General features: G+C 29.5%; 17 protein-coding genes. All 17 read right to left on the minus strand.

Annotated elements, in window-relative coordinates; all coding sequences use genetic code 11:
• Entirely contained in the window at nucleotides 1-276 is a 276-nt protein-coding gene (locus AC4FRL_RS04505) for a YlmC/YmxH family sporulation protein (protein WP_491139020.1), read from the minus strand.
• A 133-nt stretch (nucleotides 277-409) separates the two neighbouring features.
• Nucleotides 410-2,518 carry a polyribonucleotide nucleotidyltransferase gene (locus AC4FRL_RS04510; protein WP_491139021.1) on the minus strand — a complete coding sequence of 703 codons (2,109 nt, stop codon included), beginning with the start codon at nucleotides 2,516-2,518 and terminating at the stop codon, nucleotides 410-412.
• 90 nt (nucleotides 2,519-2,608) lie between these two features.
• The gene (gene rpsO, locus AC4FRL_RS04515) at nucleotides 2,609-2,872 is read right to left on the minus strand and encodes a 30S ribosomal protein S15 (RefSeq protein ID WP_491139022.1); all 264 of its coding nucleotides are present in this window, start codon (nucleotides 2,870-2,872) and stop codon (nucleotides 2,609-2,611) included.
• A gap of 115 nt (nucleotides 2,873-2,987) precedes the next feature.
• Nucleotides 2,988-3,914: a bifunctional riboflavin kinase/FAD synthetase gene (locus AC4FRL_RS04520; RefSeq protein WP_491139023.1), complete on the minus strand. Its 927-nt coding sequence runs from the start codon at nucleotides 3,912-3,914 to the stop codon at nucleotides 2,988-2,990.
• A 3-nt stretch (nucleotides 3,915-3,917) separates the two neighbouring features.
• Nucleotides 3,918-4,802 carry a tRNA pseudouridine(55) synthase TruB gene (gene truB, locus AC4FRL_RS04525; protein WP_491139024.1) on the minus strand — a complete coding sequence of 295 codons (885 nt, stop codon included), beginning with the start codon at nucleotides 4,800-4,802 and terminating at the stop codon, nucleotides 3,918-3,920.
• 3 nt (nucleotides 4,803-4,805) lie between these two features.
• Nucleotides 4,806-5,759 (minus strand): DHH family phosphoesterase, encoded by a 954-nt coding sequence (locus tag AC4FRL_RS04530; RefSeq protein WP_491139025.1) that lies wholly within the window; start codon nucleotides 5,757-5,759, stop codon nucleotides 4,806-4,808.
• A gap of 3 nt (nucleotides 5,760-5,762) precedes the next feature.
• Nucleotides 5,763-6,113 carry a 30S ribosome-binding factor RbfA gene (gene rbfA, locus AC4FRL_RS04535; protein ID WP_491139026.1) on the minus strand — a complete coding sequence of 117 codons (351 nt, stop codon included), beginning with the start codon at nucleotides 6,111-6,113 and terminating at the stop codon, nucleotides 5,763-5,765.
• Nucleotides 6,114-6,134: 21 nt separating this feature from the next.
• Nucleotides 6,135-8,174 (minus strand): translation initiation factor IF-2, encoded by a 2,040-nt coding sequence (gene infB / locus AC4FRL_RS04540; RefSeq protein ID WP_491139027.1) that lies wholly within the window; start codon nucleotides 8,172-8,174, stop codon nucleotides 6,135-6,137.
• Nucleotides 8,175-8,203: 29 nt separating this feature from the next.
• The gene (locus AC4FRL_RS04545; protein ID WP_491139028.1) at nucleotides 8,204-8,506 is read right to left on the minus strand and encodes a ribosomal L7Ae/L30e/S12e/Gadd45 family protein; all 303 of its coding nucleotides are present in this window, start codon (nucleotides 8,504-8,506) and stop codon (nucleotides 8,204-8,206) included.
• Complete coding sequence (rnpM, locus tag AC4FRL_RS04550; protein ID WP_491139029.1) at nucleotides 8,499-8,765, minus strand: RNase P modulator RnpM; 267 nt, start codon at nucleotides 8,763-8,765, stop codon at nucleotides 8,499-8,501. Before rnpM ends, AC4FRL_RS04545 begins: the two co-directional genes overlap by 8 nt.
• Before the next feature lie 27 nt (nucleotides 8,766-8,792).
• Nucleotides 8,793-9,899: a transcription termination factor NusA gene (gene nusA, locus AC4FRL_RS04555; RefSeq protein WP_491139030.1), complete on the minus strand. Its 1,107-nt coding sequence runs from the start codon at nucleotides 9,897-9,899 to the stop codon at nucleotides 8,793-8,795.
• A 19-nt stretch (nucleotides 9,900-9,918) separates the two neighbouring features.
• A complete protein-coding gene (rimP, locus tag AC4FRL_RS04560; protein ID WP_491139031.1) occupies nucleotides 9,919-10,383 on the minus strand; it encodes a ribosome maturation factor RimP in 465 nt (154 codons plus the stop codon).
• Nucleotides 10,384-10,615: 232 nt separating this feature from the next.
• Complete coding sequence (locus tag AC4FRL_RS04565) at nucleotides 10,616-14,965, minus strand: PolC-type DNA polymerase III (RefSeq protein WP_491139032.1); 4,350 nt, start codon at nucleotides 14,963-14,965, stop codon at nucleotides 10,616-10,618.
• Between the two features lie 78 nt (nucleotides 14,966-15,043).
• Nucleotides 15,044-16,093 carry a flavodoxin-dependent (E)-4-hydroxy-3-methylbut-2-enyl-diphosphate synthase gene (gene ispG / locus AC4FRL_RS04570; protein ID WP_491139033.1) on the minus strand — a complete coding sequence of 350 codons (1,050 nt, stop codon included), beginning with the start codon at nucleotides 16,091-16,093 and terminating at the stop codon, nucleotides 15,044-15,046.
• Nucleotides 16,094-16,111: 18 nt separating this feature from the next.
• A complete protein-coding gene (gene rseP / locus AC4FRL_RS04575) occupies nucleotides 16,112-17,119 on the minus strand; it encodes an RIP metalloprotease RseP (protein WP_491139034.1) in 1,008 nt (335 codons plus the stop codon).
• Nucleotides 17,120-17,130: 11 nt separating this feature from the next.
• Nucleotides 17,131-18,285, minus strand: a complete 1,155-nt coding sequence (locus tag AC4FRL_RS04580; RefSeq protein ID WP_491139035.1) for a 1-deoxy-D-xylulose-5-phosphate reductoisomerase — start codon at nucleotides 18,283-18,285, stop codon at nucleotides 17,131-17,133.
• A gap of 225 nt (nucleotides 18,286-18,510) precedes the next feature.
• Nucleotides 18,511-19,305 carry a phosphatidate cytidylyltransferase gene (locus AC4FRL_RS04585; RefSeq protein WP_491139036.1) on the minus strand — a complete coding sequence of 265 codons (795 nt, stop codon included), beginning with the start codon at nucleotides 19,303-19,305 and terminating at the stop codon, nucleotides 18,511-18,513.
• Nucleotides 19,306-19,315: the final 10 nt, after the last annotated feature.

A 19,315-nucleotide genomic window follows, 5' to 3' on the forward strand; every position in this document is an offset into this window, starting at 1 on the left:
CTAAAGCTTAGTTTTTTTAATCATGTCACTATCTACATCTAATATTATGGTTTTAGCTCCTATTCTTTTTACATTTTCCCATTCTATTTCTAAATATTCATCTGAGTTAAAAAGATTAAATTTGCTACCACCTAAGTTTACTATTAAATATCTTAATTTTCCTTCTTCATCTATAATAACATCATTATTTATAAGACCACTATATTTCTCACCATCATTTATATTTATAATTTCATATCTTTCTATTTCACTTAAATACTTAACATTATTACTCATAATATACCCTCCACAATTATTTATTAAAACAATAAATAATATGTTACTTATAAATAATATATGTCATTTAAGCTTAAAAGAAACTATTTTATAAAATATAAAAAAATAAAAAGGCAATAATAATTGCCTTTTACTATTGCTCTTTATTCTCTTCTTCTGCTTCTTTTATTGCATCTTTTCTTGAAAGATTTATTCTTCCTTGAGAATCTATTTCTGTTACTTTAACTAATATTTCATCTCCAACAGAAACTATATCCTCAACTTTCTCTACTCTCTTATTATCTAATTTAGAAATATGAACTAATCCTTCTTTATTAGGTAATACTTCAACAAAGGCACCAAATTGAGCAATTTTTGTAACTTTACCTAAATAAATTTCTCCAGCTTTAACTTCTTTAGTTAAACCTTCTATTATCTTAACTGCTTCATTTACTCCCTCTGCTTCAGAGGATGAAACATAAACTAATCCATCATCTTTTATATCTATTTTAACACCAGTATCTGCTATAATTTTATTTATAACTTTTCCACCAGCACCAATTACATCTCTTATTTTTTCAGGATCTATTTGTAAAGTTGATGTTTTAGGTGCATATTTAGAAACTTCTTTTCTTGGAGCTGGTATGCATTCTTTAATTTTATCTAAAATCATTAATCTTGCTTTTCTTGCTCCATATATTGCATCATGTATAACTTTTTCAGATAGTCCCTTTATTTTAGTATCAACTTGTATTGAAGTTATTCCTTCTACTGTTCCTGCTACCTTAAAGTCCATATCTCCAAAGAAATCTTCTAAGCCTTGAATATCAGTTAAAACTTCTTCTTCTGTTAAGTCCTTTGAAGTTATTAATCCCATAGCTATACCAGCTGCAGGTCTTTTTATTGGAACACCAGCATCTAAAAGTGCTAATGTACTACCACAAACTGATGCTTGTGATGTAGAACCATTTGAACTTAATACTTCTGATACTAATCTTATTGTATATGGGAATTCAGCTTCTGAAGGTATAAGTGGTTCTAAAGCTCTCTCAGCTAAAGCACCATGACCTATTTCTCTTCTACCTGGTCCTCTTAATGGTCTAACTTCTCCTACGCTATATGCTGGGAAATTATAGTGGTGCATATATCTTTTAGATTCTTCTTCACCAATACCATCTAATATTTGAATTTCACTTATAGAACCTAAAGTTGCAACAGTCATTACTTGAGTAAGACCTCTTGTAAATAATCCTGTTCCATGAGTTCTTGGAAGTAATCCAACTTCACAGCTAATTTTTCTTACTTCATCAAAAGCTCTTCCATCTGGTCTTTTTCCTTCTTTTAAAAGCATATGTCTTACAACTTCTTTTTGCATGTCGTAAACAGCTTCTCCAATGTCAGACATATTATCTGGATATTTTTCCTCAAACTCTTCATTTATTTTAGTTTTAACTTCGTCCATTGCAGCATTTCTTTCATCTCTATCAGTAATGTGCATTGACTCATTTATCATATCAAAAGCAAATTCTCTTACTGCTTCTTCTATTTCCTCTGGTACTTTATGTAGCTCTGGAACTTTCTTCTCTTTACCGAACATACTTGTAGCTTCTTCTTGGAATTTTATTATATCCTGACACTTATCAAAACCAAATTTTATAGCATTAATCATAGTATCTTCTGGGATTTCATCTCCACCAGCTTCAATCATCATAACTCTTTCACTAGTTGCACAAACAGTTAATTGAAGTGAGCTTTCTTCTCTTTGTTGTGAAGTAGGATTTAAGATAAATTCATCTCCTATTAATCCAACTTGAACTGCAGCAACTGGAGTAGTAAAAGGTATGCTTGATAAACATAATGCCATTGAGGCAGCATTTATAGCTAGTATTTCAGGAAGGTTATCATTTTCTACTGAAACAACTGTACATACTACTTGAACATCATTTCTATACCCTTTTGGAAATAAAGGTCTTAAAGGTCTGTCTATAGCTCTACCATTTAGTATAGCTTTCTCTGAAGGCTTTCCTTCTCTTTTTATAAATCCACCTGGTATTTTACCAACTGAATAAAGTCTTTCTTCATATTCAACACTTAGTGGAAAAAAGTCTATTCCCTCTCTTGGTTTTTCTGATGCATTTACATTTGTTAATATTACTGTATCTCCATAACTCATTAATATAGCAGCATCTGAAAGCATTCCTAGTTTACCGAACTCAACTTTCATTGGTCTTCCTGCTATGATAGTTTCATGGGTATGATTCATATAAATACCTCCTTTCGGTATATAAAGACTAAAATTTTACAATATTAATATTTTTAAAATAATAGAGCGGTAAAAACCCGCTCTACTAAATTATCTTCTTAATCCTAATTCTTTGATTATAGCTCTATATCTTTCGATATCTTGCTCATATAAGTAGTTTAATAATCCTCTTCTTTGTCCAACCATCATTAAAAGACCTCTTCTTGAATGGTGGTCTTTTTTGTGTGTTCTTAAGTGATCAGTTAAAGAGTTTATTCTTTCTGTTAATAATGCAATTTGAACTTCTGGTGAACCAGTATCTCCTTCGTGTCTTGCATGTTTAGCTATGATTTCTTGTTTTCTTAATTTATCCATTGTTACACCTCCGAAAAATTATCCCCTAGTTCCAAGAAAAAAGACGGTTACCCTTAAATCTTAGAGTTAGGTTCTATATGATTATATCAAAAGTCGCTTTTATTGTAAATCTTTATTACAAATAAATTTTTATGTGGCTTTTTTCAGCAAAATTCTTATCTTTTATTAATTGACTTTTTAGTTCTTCTAAAGAGTTGAATTTTTTTTCATCCCTTATTTTATTTATAAAATGAACACTTATATTTTCTCCGTAAATATCATCATTAAAATCTAATATGTGAGTTTCAACAGTAATAACCTTTCCATTTACAGTAGGATTACTACCAACAGAAGTTATTCCTTTATAAATTTTATTTTTAACTAATACATTAGTATAATAAACTCCTATTTTAGGTAAGATTATTTCACAATCATTTTTTAAATTAGCTGTTGGAAAATTAATAGTTCTTCCAAGTTTTTTTCCATCTACAACTTCTCCAGTTAAAGAAAAATATCTTCCAAGCATATTATTAGCTTCTTCAATTTCTCCACTAGCTAAAGCTTTTCTAATTCTTGTAGAGCTTACAACTTCTTCTTTATAAGTATATGGGTCTATAACATAAAGTTCTATACCTTTATCTTTACACAATTTTTCAAGGAGCTTTACATCTCCTTTATTTTTATGACCAAACCTATAGTTAAATCCAACAACAATTCCACAGACATTATATTCTTTTATAAGGTTTTCTATAAACTCTTCAGGTTCTAACTTCATAAACTTTTTATCAAATTCCACAAAATTAGTTAAATCAACTAAATTTTTAAGGATATTTATTTTTTCTTGTAAATTCATTAGAAGTTTTGGTGCTTTTTCTTTATTTATAAGCTTTCTTGGATGATTTTTAAATGTATATACCATACTTAAGGAATTCTTTTCTTTTGCTAAATCCCTACTTTTATTTATTAAAGCTAAGTGGCCTTTATGAATACCGTCAAAACTTCCTAAAGCTACATAGGTGCTTTTCTCAACCACTTTCTTAAAATCATTATTTATTAAAATCATTGACTACTCCTCTATTAGTAACTTCTCTATTTTAAATCCTTTTTCATCCTTTTTTCCTAAACCTAAAAATACTCCTTCTTCTCCATATACTCTATATAGCTTGTTTATCTCAAGTTCTTTTTCATATAATCTTTTATCAAAAACTTTAACTCCATTTTTTAAAAGCTTAAAAAACTTATTATTTACAGTTATTTTAGGAAAGGCTTCTAAAGCACTTTCAATTGAAATAATATTATTTTTTAAAATTTCTTCTGTTAAATCTTCTATATTTATTGCTTCCTCTTTAGTAAAAGGGCCATTTTGTATTCTCTCTAATTTAGTCATAGTTGCACCAACACCTAGCTTTTCGCCAATATCATAGCAAAGACTTCTTATATATGTTCCTTTAGAACAAGAAACATCCATTTGTATATTATAAATTGACTCTATTTTTATATTATAAATAGAATCAATAGTAACCTTTCTTGCTTCTCTTTCAACTTCAATTCCTTGTCTTGCTAACTCATATAGTCTTACCCCATTTTGCTTCAAAGCAGAATACATAGGTGGAACTTGCTCTATAGTACCTATAAAAGAATTTATACAATTTAATATTTCTTCTTCTTTTACCTTTGATGCATCACAAACTTTTAATATTTTGCCTTCTAAATCATAGGTATCTGTTACCGTACCAAGTTTAAAATTTACTCTATAGATTTTTTTATTATCCATTATATAATCTATAATTTTTGTAGCTTTTCCAATACAAACTGGCAAAACTCCAGAAGCTTCTGGGTCTAAAGTTCCTGTGTGCCCAACTTTTTTGGTTTTTGCAATTTTTCTTACTATAGCAACAACATCAAAGGAAGTCATACCTGTATTTTTATATATGTTAATTACTCCATTCATAAATTACACCATCTCTTTTTCAAGAACTTTTAATATTTCATTTTTAGCTTCTTCTATATTTACACCCTTTATAAAAGCTCCTGATGCCTTTGTATGACCACCGCCACCAAAATTTTCTGCAATACTTCTAACATCTAAAGAATCTTTAGACCTTAAACTAACCTTTACCCCTTCGTCTACTTCCTTAAGAAGAATGCATCCTTCTACTCCTTTTATTTGATTTCCTAAAGATACAACATCTGAACTATTTTGAATTTCTTCTCCAATAGAATCTATCATGTCCTTAGTAATTCTCATAAGAACTATTTTATTATTACAAACTAGTTCCATATCTCCTAAAACTAGGGACATTAATTTCATTTTAGCAAAAGGTTTATTGTCAAATATATTTCTATGAATTTCATAATGCTTTATATAATTAACTAATTCACCTGCTATTATATGAGTTCTTTCAGTAGAATTTGAATATCTAAAAGAACCTGTATCAGTTATTAAAGATGTATAAAGACATTTAGCTATATCTTCATTTATTTCAACCTTCATCTCTTTAAGAAGCATAAATATTATCTCTGCAGTAGCAGAAGCCTCTACATCTAAATAATTTATATTACCGTATTTATCATTAGATAAATGATGGTCTATATTAACTAAAGTTCCTTTAAATTCGCTTAAATCTGCTGAAATTCTTTCAAAATTACCACAATCTAAAACTATAACACAATCTGTATCTTCTGATGGCTTTATTACTTCTCCATTTATTTCCTCAGCATAAGGCAGAAAGCTTAGGTTATCTGAGACTAAGTCTTTAGAGATAACATAAGCTTTTTTACCATAAATTCTAATGCCTTGAAGTAGTGCTAAAACACTACCTAAGGCATCACCATCTGGAGATACATGATATGTTATACCAATTTTTTTACTTTTATTTATAATTGATATTACTTCATGAAATCTCATTTTTTATTTCTCCTTAATTTGATTTAACAATGATTCAATATACATTGCATTATCTATAGAATTATCTTCTTCAAATAATATTTCAGGAGTACTTCTTAGCTTAACTCTACTTCCAACTTCTTTTCTAATAAATCCAGCTGAATTTTTTAGAGCTTTTAAGCTTTCCTCTTTTTCTTCATCATTTTTAGCGAATAGGCTAACAAAAACTTTAGCGTATCTTAAATCCTTCGTAACTTCAACATGAGTTACACTTACCATAGCTGTTAGTCTAGGGTCTTTTATTTGATTTCTTATGATATCACTTACTTCTTTTCTTACTTCTTCATTTATTCTTTTACCTCTGAAGTTAGCCATATAAATCACCTCTTTATAAAATTAAAGTTCTTTTCTTTGAACTGCTTCCATAGTATATGCTTCTATTATGTCTCCCTCTTTAATGTCATTAAACTTCTCAACACTAAAGCCACATTCATATCCAGCATTTACTTCTTTTACGTCATCTTTAAATCTCTTTAATGATGCTAATTTAGATTCAAAAATAACTATTCCTTCTCTTATAACTCTTACATCAGCATTTCTAACTAATTTACCAGTTAATACATATCCTCCAGCTATTGTTCCAACATTAGAAATTTTGTAAGTAGCTCTTATTTCTGCTGTTCCTAAAATAACTTCTTTGTATTCTGGATCTAACATACCTATCATAGCTGATTTTATATCTTCTATAGCGTCGTATATTACTCTATAAGTTTTAACTTCAACTCCATCTCTTTCTGCAGCTACTATAGCATTGTTATCTGGTCTAACATTAAATCCTATAACTATAGCATTAGATGCAGCAGCTAGTGTTATGTCTGTTTCTGATATAGCACCAACAGCACCATGAATAACTCTAACCTTTACATCATCAGTTGATAATTTTTCTAAAGATGCTTTTATAGCTTCAACAGAACCTTGTACATCTGCCTTTACTATAACTGAAAGTTCCTTAACTGAACCTTCTTTTATTTGGCTATATAAATCCTCTAAAGAAACTCTATGAGATGTTGCAAAGCTTTCTTGTCTTATTTTTTCTTTTCTAGCTTCAGCCATATTTCTTGCAGTTTTTTCATCTTTAACTACTGTAAATCTATCTCCAGCAGCTGGAACCTCTGAAAGTCCTAAAACCTCAACTGGAATTGATGGACCAGCTTCTTTTATCTTCTTACCTGAATCATCAAACATAGCTCTTATTCTTCCATAAGTGCTACCAACTACAATTGAATCTCCCATGTGTAGAGTACCATTTTGAACTAATAAAGTTGCAACTGCTCCTCTACCCTTATCTAATTTAGCTTCTACTACTGTTCCTTTTGCTCTTCTTCCTGCATCAGCTTTTAACTCTTGCATCTCTGAAGTTAAAAGAACCATTTCTAATAAAGTATCTATATTTTCTCTAGTTTTAGCTGAAACTGGAACTGCTATTATATCTCCGCCCCAATCTTCAACAACTAATCCATGCTCTGTTAATTCTTGCTTAACTCTATCTGGATTAGCACCTTCTCTATCCATTTTGTTTATTGCAACTATCATAGGAACATTAGCTGCTTTACAATGGTTTATAGCTTCTACTGTTTGTGGCATTATTCCATCATCTGCTGCAACAACTAATATAACTATATCAGTTATTTGAGCTCCTCTAGCTCTCATAGCTGTAAAAGCTTCATGTCCTGGAGTATCTAAAAATGTTAAAGTTTCTCCATTTACTTCAACGGTATAAGCACCTATATGTTGAGTTATACCACCAGCTTCTGTACTTGTTACCTTTGATTTTCTTATAGCATCAAGTAAAGAAGTTTTACCATGGTCAACATGGCCCATAACTGTTATTATAGGTGGTCTTTTAGCTAAGTTTTCTTCTTCTACATCAGTATCTTCTTCAAAGTCTTCTAAAGTATTTTCTTCTTCTTTCTCGTAAACTGCAACCTCATATTTTTCTGCAACCTTTTGAGCTGTTTCAAAATCTATTTCTTGGTTTATTGCAGCCATTACTCCTGTAAAGATAAGAGTTTTTATAACATCATTAACTGGTTTATTTAATTTTTCAGCTAACTCTTTAACTGTTATAGTCTTTCCGATTTCAATAACTTCAACATCTTGTTCTAAGTTATCTTCTTCATTACCTTTTTTCTTTTTCTTTTTCTTTTTAGCAGCATTATTAACTTCCTCTGCTAATTCTGCTTCATACTCAGCAACCAATTCACTATTTGCTTCGCTTCCTGCTAAAAGTTCTTTTATTAATGCAGCGTCCTCATCCTCTATAACGCTCATATGATTTTTAACTTCAACGCCAAACTCATCCATTAATACATTTATAAGAACTTTACTTGGAACTCTTAATTCTTTTGCCAATTCATAAACTCTTATTTTTGACATATATTCACCCCCGAAAATTTTTAGATGAACTAATTATTATTAGAATAAGACAAAAGCTTCTCTGCCATATTCTTATCAGTTACTCCTAATATATTGATTTCACATCTACCTATGCTATAGCCTAATTCTTCTTTCGAAAAATTATCTATATAAGGTATATTATACTCTTTGCAGTATTTAAGGAATTTATCCTTTGAACGCTTTGAAATGCTCTTTGAAAAAATAAATAAATAAATTTTATTCTTTTTAAATTCTTCTTCGCATTTATTATAACCTTCTAAAAGTTTTCCTGCTCTCTTTGCAAGACCTAAAAAATTAAGAAACTTATCCATTTTTTATCTCTTCTCTCAATCTATCATAGACTTCATCTCCAATGTTAGATTGAAGATTTTTATTTAATCTCTTTGCTTTAAATGCTTTTTCTAAACACTCAACATTTTTACATATATAAGCGCCTCTTCCTGATTTTTTACCAGTTAAATCTACAGAAACTTCCCCTTCAGAATTTTTTACTATTCTTATAAGTTCTTTCTTAGGTTTCATTTCCATGCACCCATTACACATTCTCATTGGAATTTTTTTAGGTTTCATCTTGTCACCTCCAAAGTCTAGAAGCTATTATTCTTCTATTATAATGTCTTCTTCAATAACAACATCTTCATTATCTTCATTTGATAATTCTTCTGCTTTAGATTTACTTTTTATATCTATTTTCCAACCAGTTAATTTAGCTGCTAATCTAACATTTTGTCCTTCTTTACCTATAGCTAATGATAATTGACTATCTTCAACTATAACCTTAGCTGACTTAGTTTCTTCATCAGCTTCTACACTTACAACCTTAGCTGGGCTTAAAGCATTTTCTATATATTCAGATGGAGTATTGCTCCATTTTATTATATCAATTTTTTCATTTTTTAGCTCATTTACTATATTTTGAACTCTAACACCCTTAGGTCCAACACAAGCTCCCATAGCATCTACTGACTCATCATTTGAATAAACTGCTATTTTAGTTCTAGAACCAGCTTCTCTAGCTATACTTTTTATTTCAACTATTCCTTCATATATTTCAGGAACTTCTAATTCAAATAATCTTTTAACTAGTCCTGGATGTGTTCTTGAACATAAAACTGAAGCACCTTTAGATGTTTTCTTAACTTCAACTACATATAATTGTAACTTTTCATTAAAATTATATTTTTCTGTAGGCATTTGTTCATTTGGCCCTAAAACACCTTCTATTTTTCCTAAGTCTACAAATACATTACCTTTATCTTTTCTTATTACAGTACCTGGTAATATATCAAACTCTTTTTCAGCAAATTCTGAATAAATTACATTTCTTTCAGATTCTTTTATTCTTTGTATAACCATTTGCTTTGCAAGTTGTGCTGCAACTCTTCCAAAGTTTTGAGGTGTTACTTCTATTTCTACTATATCATCTAATTGATAAATAGCACTAATAGCCTTTGCATCTTCTAAACTTATTTCTGTTACATCATCATAAACTTCTTCAACAACTACTTTTTGAGCGTAAACATGAATATCACCTGTTTTTTCATCACGCTTTACCTTTACATTTTGTGCAGTTGTACCTGAATTTGAAAAATTCTTTTTATAAGCTGCTATTATAGCATCATCTATAGTTTCTAATAAAGCCTCTACTGAAATACCTTTCTCTTTTACTATTTCAGATAATGCCCCTAGAAAATCTTCATTCATTGTTAAACCCTCCTTAAAATTATATCTCCCCTTCAAGGTTCGCTGTTTTAATTTTATCTTTAGGAACTTTTACTTCATTCCCTTCACATTCAACTACTATTTCATCATCATTTACTGCCTTAAGAATTCCTTTTACATTTTTTCTTCCACTTAAAGAACTCTTAAATCCAACAAATACTTCTTTTCCTATAAATCTATTAAAATGCTCATCACTATGTAATCTTCTATTTAATCCTGGTGATGAAACTTCTAAGAAGTAAGCATCTTTTATAGGATCTTCTATATCAAGCATATCACTTAATGCTCTACTTACAATTTCACAATCTCTTAAAGAGATTCTATCTTCTGGCTTTTCTATATATAATCTTAAATAATATTCATTATTTTCTTTTACATACTCAATATGATATAAATCATATCCTTTTTCTTTAACTATAGGAGCACAAAGTGCTTCAAGATCAGCTACAAGTTGTTCTTTTTTCATTATACTTCCCTCCCTTATTAAGTTTTAAATCTTATTTTTATTGTATCCAATAAAGTAAATACCTATTAATTTATATAATAATAGGTATGCAAAAACGCAACTTTATTCTAAGTTGCGTTACAAATAGAAAGAGCGGGCTTTTCTGTCCCACTCCTTTACCTTAAACTATTAGTAAAAAACTTCTACTTATATAGTAACATAGTATATTTTATATTACAAGAAATTTTTAAATTTAGCCAAATAGACTAAGTTGATTACTCTCTTGCATTCCATTTAAACATCCATGATTATCTAAAGTCTCTATTACTATCTTTGAAACCTTAGACCTAAGTCTTAAATCTTCCTTTGAAATAAATTCTCCATTTTCTCTACATTCAACTATACTCTTTGCTGCATTATCTCCAACACCTTGAAGAGCATTTAAAGGAGGTCTTATTCCATCTTTTTCGATTTTAAATTTTGTTGCTTCTGATTTATATAAATCAACTTTTAAGAAGTTTAAGCCTCTTTTATACATCTCATAAGATATTTCTAAAATCGTTAAAAGTCCTTTTTCTTTTACAGATATATTGTTTCCTAAAGAATTTAATTCCTCCATCTTTGCCTTTATAGCTTCTTCACCTTTACATATTAAATCAGCATCAAAATCATCTGCTCTTACTGTAAAATATGTTGTGTAGTAAGCTTCTGGGTAATAAACTTTATAATAAGCTATTCTAACTGCCATCATAACATAAGCAACTGCATGGCCCTTTGGAAACATATATTTTATTCTCTTACAAGATTCAATATACCAATCTGGCACATTTTTTTCTCTCATTAAAGCTTCATCTTCTTCACTAAGTCCTTTACCCTTTCTTACCTTTTCCATTATAGTAAAAGCTTTTTTAGGTGGAAGGTCCTTATACATAAGATAAACCATAATATCATCTCTTGTTGCTATACAATCCTTTAATGTAGTGTATCCTTCCTTAATAAAATATTGAGCATTATTAAGCCAAACATCAGTACCATGAGAAAGTCCAGAAATTCTAACAAGGTCAGCAAAACTTTTAGGTTGTGTATCAACTAGCATTTGTCTTACAAACTTTGTTCCAAACTCAGGAAGTCCATAGCTCCCAACTTCACATCCTAATTCTTCCTTAGTTACTCCTAAAGCCTCTGGTGATGTAAATAAACTTATAACCTTTTTATCATTTAAAGGTATAGTCTTAGGGTCTAAATTAGTTAAATCTTGAAGCATTCTAAGAACAGTTGGGTCGTCGTGTCCTAGTATATCAAGTTTTAAAAGTCTACCACTTATTGAATGATAATCAAAATGAGTTGTTATAATATCTGTATTTACATCATCAGCAGGATGTTGTATTGGACAGAAATTATATATTTCATTATCATTTGGAACAACCATAATTCCACCAGGATGTTGCCCACTTGTTCTCTTTATTCCAGTACATCCAATTGTAAGCCTTTCAATTTCTGCTTGTGAAACAACTATATCTCTTTCTTGAAGATATTTTTTAACAAATCCATATGCTGTTTTTTCAGCTACAGTACCTATAGTACCAGCTTTAAATACATATCCCTTTCCAAAAAGAACTTCTGTGTATTTATGAACAACCGCTTGATATTCTCCTGAGAAATTAAGGTCAATATCAGGTTCTTTATCTCCTTCAAATCCTAAGAATGTTTCAAAAGGTATATCATGACCATCCTTTATATATTTAGCTCCACAATCAGGACAATTTTTATCTGGTAAGTCAGCTCCTGAACTTATAGAACCATCTAAGAAAAACTCTGATTTTTTACAATTTGGACATACGTAATGAGGTGGCAACCCATTAACCTCTGTTATATCTGACATTGTTGCTACAAAAGAAGAACCAACGGAGCCTCTTGAACCAACTAGATATCCATCTTCTAAAGATTTAGCAACTAATTTTTGTGCTATAAGATATAAAACAGCATATCCATTATTTATTATAGAATTAAGTTCTTTATCTAATCTTTTTTGAACAACCTCTGGAAGATTTTCTCCATATATACTATGAACCTTATTCATAGTCATATTTCTTATTTCTTCTTCAGCACCTTCTATTTTAGGTGGAAATGTCTCATCTGGTATAGGTTTTACAACCTCAACCATATCAGCAATTTTTTGAGTATTTTCTATTACAACCTCTTCACAAGCCTCTTTTCCTAAATATTCAAATTCCTTAAGCATTTCATCTGTTGTTCTAAAATATAAAGGTGGTTGATTATCTGCATCTCCATAACCTTGACCAGCCATTATTATTCTTCTAAAAACCTCATCATTAGGGTCTAGAAAATGACAATCACAGGTTGCAACTACTGGCCTATCCATTTCTTTTCCTAAATCATATATCTTTTTATTTAAATCTTTAAGTTCTTCTTCATCTTTTACATTACCTTTTCTTATAAGAAATTCATTATTTTCTATAGGTTGAATCTCAAAGTAATCATAAAAGGATGCAATTTCCTTAAGTTCTCCTTCACTTTTGCCCTCTAAAACTGCTTTATACAATTGACCTGCTTCACAGGCAGAACCAATTATAAGCCCTTCTCTATATTGAGAAATTAAACTCTTTGGAAGTCTTGGTCTTCTTGCAAAATAATCTAAATGAGCCATTGATACCAGTTTATATAAATTTTTAATTCCCACTTGATTTTTAGCTAATATTATTATGTGATGTAGAGGTAACTTTTTCACATCTATATTTGATAAATACTTTTCATTTAATGTTTTAACATCATGAATATCCATTTCTTCTTTCATTTTTTTAAAAGAAAATTTTAATATTTCCGCTGTTGCCTTAGCATCATCTACAGCTCTATGATGATTTTCAAGGCTTATGCCTAAATGCTTAGCAACTAAATTTAATTTTACCTTTTTTAAATCTGGATAAAGATACCTAGCTAAAGGAACTGTATCCATTACAGGATTTTTCAATTCTTTTCCCATGTCTTTTAAATTCTTTTTTATAAATCCTACATCAAAAGAAGCGTTATGTGCTACTAATACAGAATCACCTACAAAGTCCATAAACTTAGGCAATACTTCCTCTATACTAGGCTGACCATTTACCATATTTTGAGTGATACTTGTAAGCTCGGTAATTTTATACGGAATATTTACCTTAGGGTCTACAAATGTACTAAAAGAATCTATTATTTCTCCATTTTTTAATTTAACGGCACCAATTTCTATAATCTTATCATTTTTGCTTGAAAAGCCTGTTGTTTCTATGTCAAATACCACATACTCATCATCAAAGGATTCATTGTTACTATTAATAACTATTGGTGTTCCATTATCTGCTAAATATCCTTCAACTCCATAAATAACCTTTATATTATTTTTTTTAGCTGCTATTTGAGCATCAGGAAAAGCTTGAACAACCCCATGGTCTGTTATTGCCACAGCCTTATGGCCAAACTTTGCTGCCCTTTCAACAATTTTACTTGCAGAAGTTACAGCATCCATAGAACTCATAGTTGTATGCATATGAAGCTCAACTCTCTTTTCTTTTGCATTATCAGTACGCTCTATCTTTTTCAATTTATTTATATCTCTAGCCATTATTACAACTTCCTTAGCATATGGGTCCATAGTAGCTTCCCCTCTAACTTTGCAATAAAGACCTTTTTTAACATTTTCTAAAACATGTTCTTTATCTTTCTCTCTTAAAAAACACTTAACAGATATAGAACTTGTATAATCTGTTATAAAAAATGTAAGTATTATTCTTCCTGTTTTAGTTTCAAAAATATCAGTTTTAAACACATCTCCTGAAACAGTAACAATACCAGAACCCATATCTATACTACTTATATCTACACTTTCCCCTTGAATACTTCTTCCAAGTATAGTATTTTCATCCTTAGGTTCATCTTTATAATATTTCTTTTCATAAGTTCCTTTGTTAGAACTTGCTGTTTTATTTTTATTTTCTCCGCCTTCTCTTTTTGAAGATTTTTCTTTTAGCTCTTGTGATTTTATGCTTTCTATAAGTTTTTTAGCTATTTCTTTATTTTCATTTAATTTAGCTTCATTATAATTTTTATCTTCTAAACTTTCATCATAATTAAACTCTACAAGAGAGTTAATTCCAAAAAATGATTTTATGTATCCTTTAATTTCTCTATCTAAACTCTTTTTAGCAACATAATTACATAAAAATTTAGAACCACTTTTTATAGTTATTTTTTCTTCTTTAATTTCCCTAGGAGAATTAATTAAAAACTCTTTTAAAACAGGATGTTTTTCTATGATTTTTTCACAGACATGATTCCAATGTTTTTCTCCTACTTCTTTTAAACTTATATCTGAAATATCTATATAATGCATAATTTCTACATTAACTTCAAAACCTATAGCTTTTTTTATATATTTCTTAATTATATTTTTTTGTTCTTCGCTTAACTTTTCTTTACTTTTTATTAAAGCTCTAAGAATATTGCTTTTTTTAACCAATTGAAACTTAGTTATTTCAAATTCTAAATCATTAAGATTTTCATCTGATTTTATTGACCTGTTAATCTTTTTAACAAACTCATTACTCAAAATCTAAGCCTCCTTTGAATTTTATTTTAAATTATCCCTATACAACATAAAGAAGGGATATTAATCCCTCCTTTAAGCTTAAATTGTTTCTATTATTTTTATAAGTTCCTCAACTAAATCCTCTTCTTTTACTTTTTTAATTATTTCTCCTTTTCTAAAGATAAGACCTTCTCCCTTACCTCCAGCTATACCAATATCAGCTTCTCTTGCTTCTCCAGGACCATTTACAACACAGCCCATAACTGCAACTTTAATATTTTTTTTGCAATCTTTTAATCTTTCTTCAACTTCTTTAGCTATATTTATTAAATCTATTTGGGTTCTTCCACAAGTTGGACATGAAATAAATTCTATTCCATCTTTTACATATCCAAAATTCTTAAGAATTTCTTTTCCAACCTTTATTTCTTCAACAGGGTCCCCTGTTAAAGAAACTCTTATTGTATCACCAATACCTTCTGCAAGTAAAGTTCCTATACCTATAGCTGATTTTATTGTTCCTCTCCAAGGTGTACCTGCTTCTGTAACACCTAAATGAAGAGGATAATTTGTCTTTTTAGAAGCTATTCTATAACTTTCTATCATAGTTTCAACATTTGAAGATTTCATAGAAATTACTATATCGTGAAAATCTAATTCTTCTAATATTTTAACATGTTCTAAAGCACTTTCAACTAGTGCTTCTGGGGTAGGTTTACCATATTTAGTTAAAAGTTCTTTTGAAAGCGAACCTGAGTTTACTCCAATTCTTATTGGAATATTTTTTTCTTTACAAGCTTTCACTACCGCTTCTACCTTTTCCCTTGAACCAATATTTCCTGGATTTATTCTTATTGCAGAAACTCCATTTTCTATAGCCTTTAAAGCTAATCTATAGTCAAAATGAATATCTGCAACTAAAGGAATGCTTATTTTTTCTACAATCTCTTTTATAGCAGAAGCTGCCTCCATATCTAAAACTGCACATCTAACTATATCACACCCTGCTTCTTGTAGCTTTTTTATTTGTTCTACAGTAGCCTCTACATCCTTTGTATCTGTATTTGTCATAGATTGGACAGAAACTCTAAAATCTCCTCCAACATATATATTTCCAACTTTAACCTTTCTAGTTTCTTTTCTCTTCACAACTAAGTCCTCCAAACTTTATAGTATCGGGAATATTATATCTTTTATAGTAACCAACACCATAAGTCCCATAAGAAGCATAAAGCCTAAGGTATTTAAAGCTTCAACATATTTAGATGGAATTTGTTTTCTAATTATCATCTGAATAATCTCTATGAAAATTCTTCCTCCATCTAAAGCTGGGAATGGTAAAAGGTTAAATACAGCTAATTGAACACTTAAAAATGCCATAAACCATAAAAGATTACTTATACCTGCTTTTGCAGCTTGACCTGACATTTTAATTATTGTAACAGGACCACCTACATCTGTTTTTAAATTTGCTTTTCCCATAACTATGCTCTTTAAAGCAATAAATGACTGAGATATAAGACTTCTTGTTTTATTAAAACCTTCTTTTACGCCTTGAAGTAAAGTAGGTTTTTCTACAAAATCATAATTTATTCCCACTTGATACATTCCATTTTCATTTACAATAGGCTTTACGGTTTTTGAAATAACCTCATTTCCTCTTTTTATCTCTAAATCAACTGGATTTCCCTTTGCTAAAACTAATCCCATTTTAAAATCTTCTGTAGTATAAATTCTATGGCCATCTATTTTTAGGAATTTATCCCCCTTTTCTATTCCTACTTCCTGTGCTGGAGAATTTGGTAAAACTTTTTCAACCTTATTCTCTGCAAAACCAGTATTCATAGTTAAGCCAATAAAAATCAAAAGGGCTAATAAATAGTTCATAAAAGCTCCAGCCCCCATAACAAGGATTCTTTGAATTGGAGTTTTATTACTTAAGCTTCTTGAATCGTTGCTTTCTTCTTCCTCTCCAAGCATTCTAACAAAGCCACCAAAAGGAAGTATTCTTAAATTATATTCTGTCTCTCCAATCTTCACCCCAAAAAGCTTTGGACCCATTCCAATTGCAAATTCCTCAACATAAATACCATTTAATTTAGCAACAATAAAATGCCCAAGTTCATGAACTACGATTAAAACACTAAAAGCTATTAAAGCAAAAATTATATACACCCTTTTACCTCCTAATTATACTTTTCACATATATACTGTCTAACTTCTTTATCTAAATTTATTACATTATCAAGAGTTACCTCTTTGTTGTAATCAAAAATATTCATACACTCTTTTATTATCTCTGGTATTTGTAAATAACTTATTTTTTTATTTAAGAATAACTCAACGCAAACTTCATTTGCACCATTTAAAATAGTAGGCATAAGTTTTCCTTTTATTCCTGCTTCATAAGCTAATTTTAAGCATTTAAATGTGTTTAAATCTGGCTTTTCAAAGGTTAATTCTCTAATTTTAAATAAATCTAATTTCTCACTAATATTTTCTCCTCTATTTGGATAATTTAAGGCATACTGAATTGGTAATTTCATATCAGGCACTCCTAATTGAGCTATAATAGCACCATCAGTATATTGTACCATAGAGTGAATTATTGATTGAGGATGTACTACAACTTCTATGTTCTCATAAGGACAATTAAATAGCCAATGAGCTTCTATAACTTCTAAGCCCTTGTTCATTAATGTTGAAGAATCTATTGATATTTTCTGTCCCATATTCCACTTTGGATGTTTAAGAGCCTTTTCTGGAGTTACTAATTTTAAATCATCTATTCTAAATCCCCTAAAAGGTCCTCCTGATGCAGTTAATAATATCTTATCAATTTTATTATGATAGTTTCCTTGTAGTGATTGGAATATAGCACTATGCTCAGAGTCTACAGGAAGAATTTTAACACCATTTTCCTTAGCTTCTCTCATTACAAGTTCACCAGCTACCACTAAAGTTTCCTTATTTGCTAAAGCTATATCTTTTTTCTTTCTAATAGCCTCAACGGTAGGTCTTAAACCAATCATTCCAACAACTGAAGTAACTACTATGTCAACTTCATCTAAAGTAGCTACCTTTATTAACCCTTCCATACCGTATATTATTTCACAGTTTAACCCTTCTTCTTTTACTAAATTCACAAGCTTTTCATAAGATTCTTTGTGATTTATAGCAACACATTTAGGTGAAAACTCCTTTATTATGTCTAAGGTTAATTTTATATTTCTATTAGCTGTTATACCAACTAATTTGAAAGCATCTTTATGAAATCTTAATACATCTAAAGTCTGTGTTCCTATAGAACCAGTTACCCCTAGTATAGATATTTTCTTCATAACTTTTTCCTCCTAAGTTTTCATTAAAACATAATAGACTAAAATAATCTACTTAGTCTATTCTATTATTTTATATCATTATATACTTAAATACAATAATATACATTTATTATGTTTTTATTTTTAAAAAAGTTATTATATTTATTGCTTACACATAATAAATATACTCAATTTATCTTTTAATATTCTTTTAAATAAAAAAAATGCTTTAGAAAATCTAAAGCATTAAAGTTTTAAAACAAGAGTTAAATAGAAAAATACTACAGTACCAGCAAATAAAATACTATCAAATCTATCTAATATTCCTCCATGTCCTGGTATTAAATTACTATAATCTTTTATTCCAGCATATCTTTTTATAGATGAAGCTACTAAATCACCAAATTGGCAGAAAACTCCACATAATATACCTATTATAAAATAATGATATACCGGTATTGATGGTATGTTGTGAGATATTAATATTCCAAATATTCCACATGCTAAAGTACTTCCTAAAACTCCACCTATAGAACCTTCAATAGTTTTCTTAGGACTAACCTTTGGACATAACTTATGTTTACCAAAGAATCTTCCTGCATAATAAGCTGCTGTATCACAAAGCCAAGAAGCTAAGAATATAAGCCAAACTAAATATTGTCCTCCTGTTTTTGAATTTACTAAGTATATGAAGCTAAAGAAAACGCCTACATATATAAATCCTAATATTGTAACAGCTACATCTATAAATGTATATTTAATATCTAATATAGGAACACAAAGTAAAAGGAAACTTCCTATTATTATCAAAAATGATAAAACTTCAAAATTATTACCTGTTAAATAATATAAAATAAGTAAAATATATCCCGCTATGGAAATAGGCTTTAACTTAGCTACCTTCACAGTTTTATAATATTCATAAAGTCCTGCAAAAGAAAGGGCTATTGTAAGAATCTTAAGCCAAATTCCACCTAAAAATATAAATATAATAAAGGGTGCCATTATAAGTGCCCCTAAATATCTACTATTAGATTTCACAAAATCACCT

Source organism: Clostridium sp. TJA032 (assembly GCF_058310275.1).

Coding starts and splice junctions, on each gene's coding strand:
- AC4FRL_RS04505 (WP_491139020.1), bottom strand. CDS start 276: ATGAGTAATAATGTTAAGTATTTAAGTGAAATAGAAAGATATGAAATT.
- AC4FRL_RS04510 (WP_491139021.1), bottom strand. CDS start 2,518: ATGAATCATACCCATGAAACTATCATAGCAGGAAGACCAATGAAAGTT.
- rpsO (WP_491139022.1), bottom strand. CDS start 2,872: ATGGATAAATTAAGAAAACAAGAAATCATAGCTAAACATGCAAGACAC.
- AC4FRL_RS04520 (WP_491139023.1), bottom strand. CDS start 3,914: ATGATTTTAATAAATAATGATTTTAAGAAAGTGGTTGAGAAAAGCACC.
- truB (WP_491139024.1), bottom strand. CDS start 4,802: ATGAATGGAGTAATTAACATATATAAAAATACAGGTATGACTTCCTTT.
- AC4FRL_RS04530 (WP_491139025.1), bottom strand. CDS start 5,759: ATGAGATTTCATGAAGTAATATCAATTATAAATAAAAGTAAAAAAATT.
- rbfA (WP_491139026.1), bottom strand. CDS start 6,113: ATGGCTAACTTCAGAGGTAAAAGAATAAATGAAGAAGTAAGAAAAGAA.
- infB (WP_491139027.1), bottom strand. CDS start 8,174: ATGTCAAAAATAAGAGTTTATGAATTGGCAAAAGAATTAAGAGTTCCA.
- AC4FRL_RS04545 (WP_491139028.1), bottom strand. CDS start 8,506: ATGGATAAGTTTCTTAATTTTTTAGGTCTTGCAAAGAGAGCAGGAAAA.
- rnpM (WP_491139029.1), bottom strand. CDS start 8,765: ATGAAACCTAAAAAAATTCCAATGAGAATGTGTAATGGGTGCATGGAA.
- nusA (WP_491139030.1), bottom strand. CDS start 9,899: ATGAATGAAGATTTTCTAGGGGCATTATCTGAAATAGTAAAAGAGAAA.
- rimP (WP_491139031.1), bottom strand. CDS start 10,383: ATGAAAAAAGAACAACTTGTAGCTGATCTTGAAGCACTTTGTGCTCCT.
- AC4FRL_RS04580 (WP_491139035.1), bottom strand. CDS start 18,285: ATGAAGAAAATATCTATACTAGGGGTAACTGGTTCTATAGGAACACAG.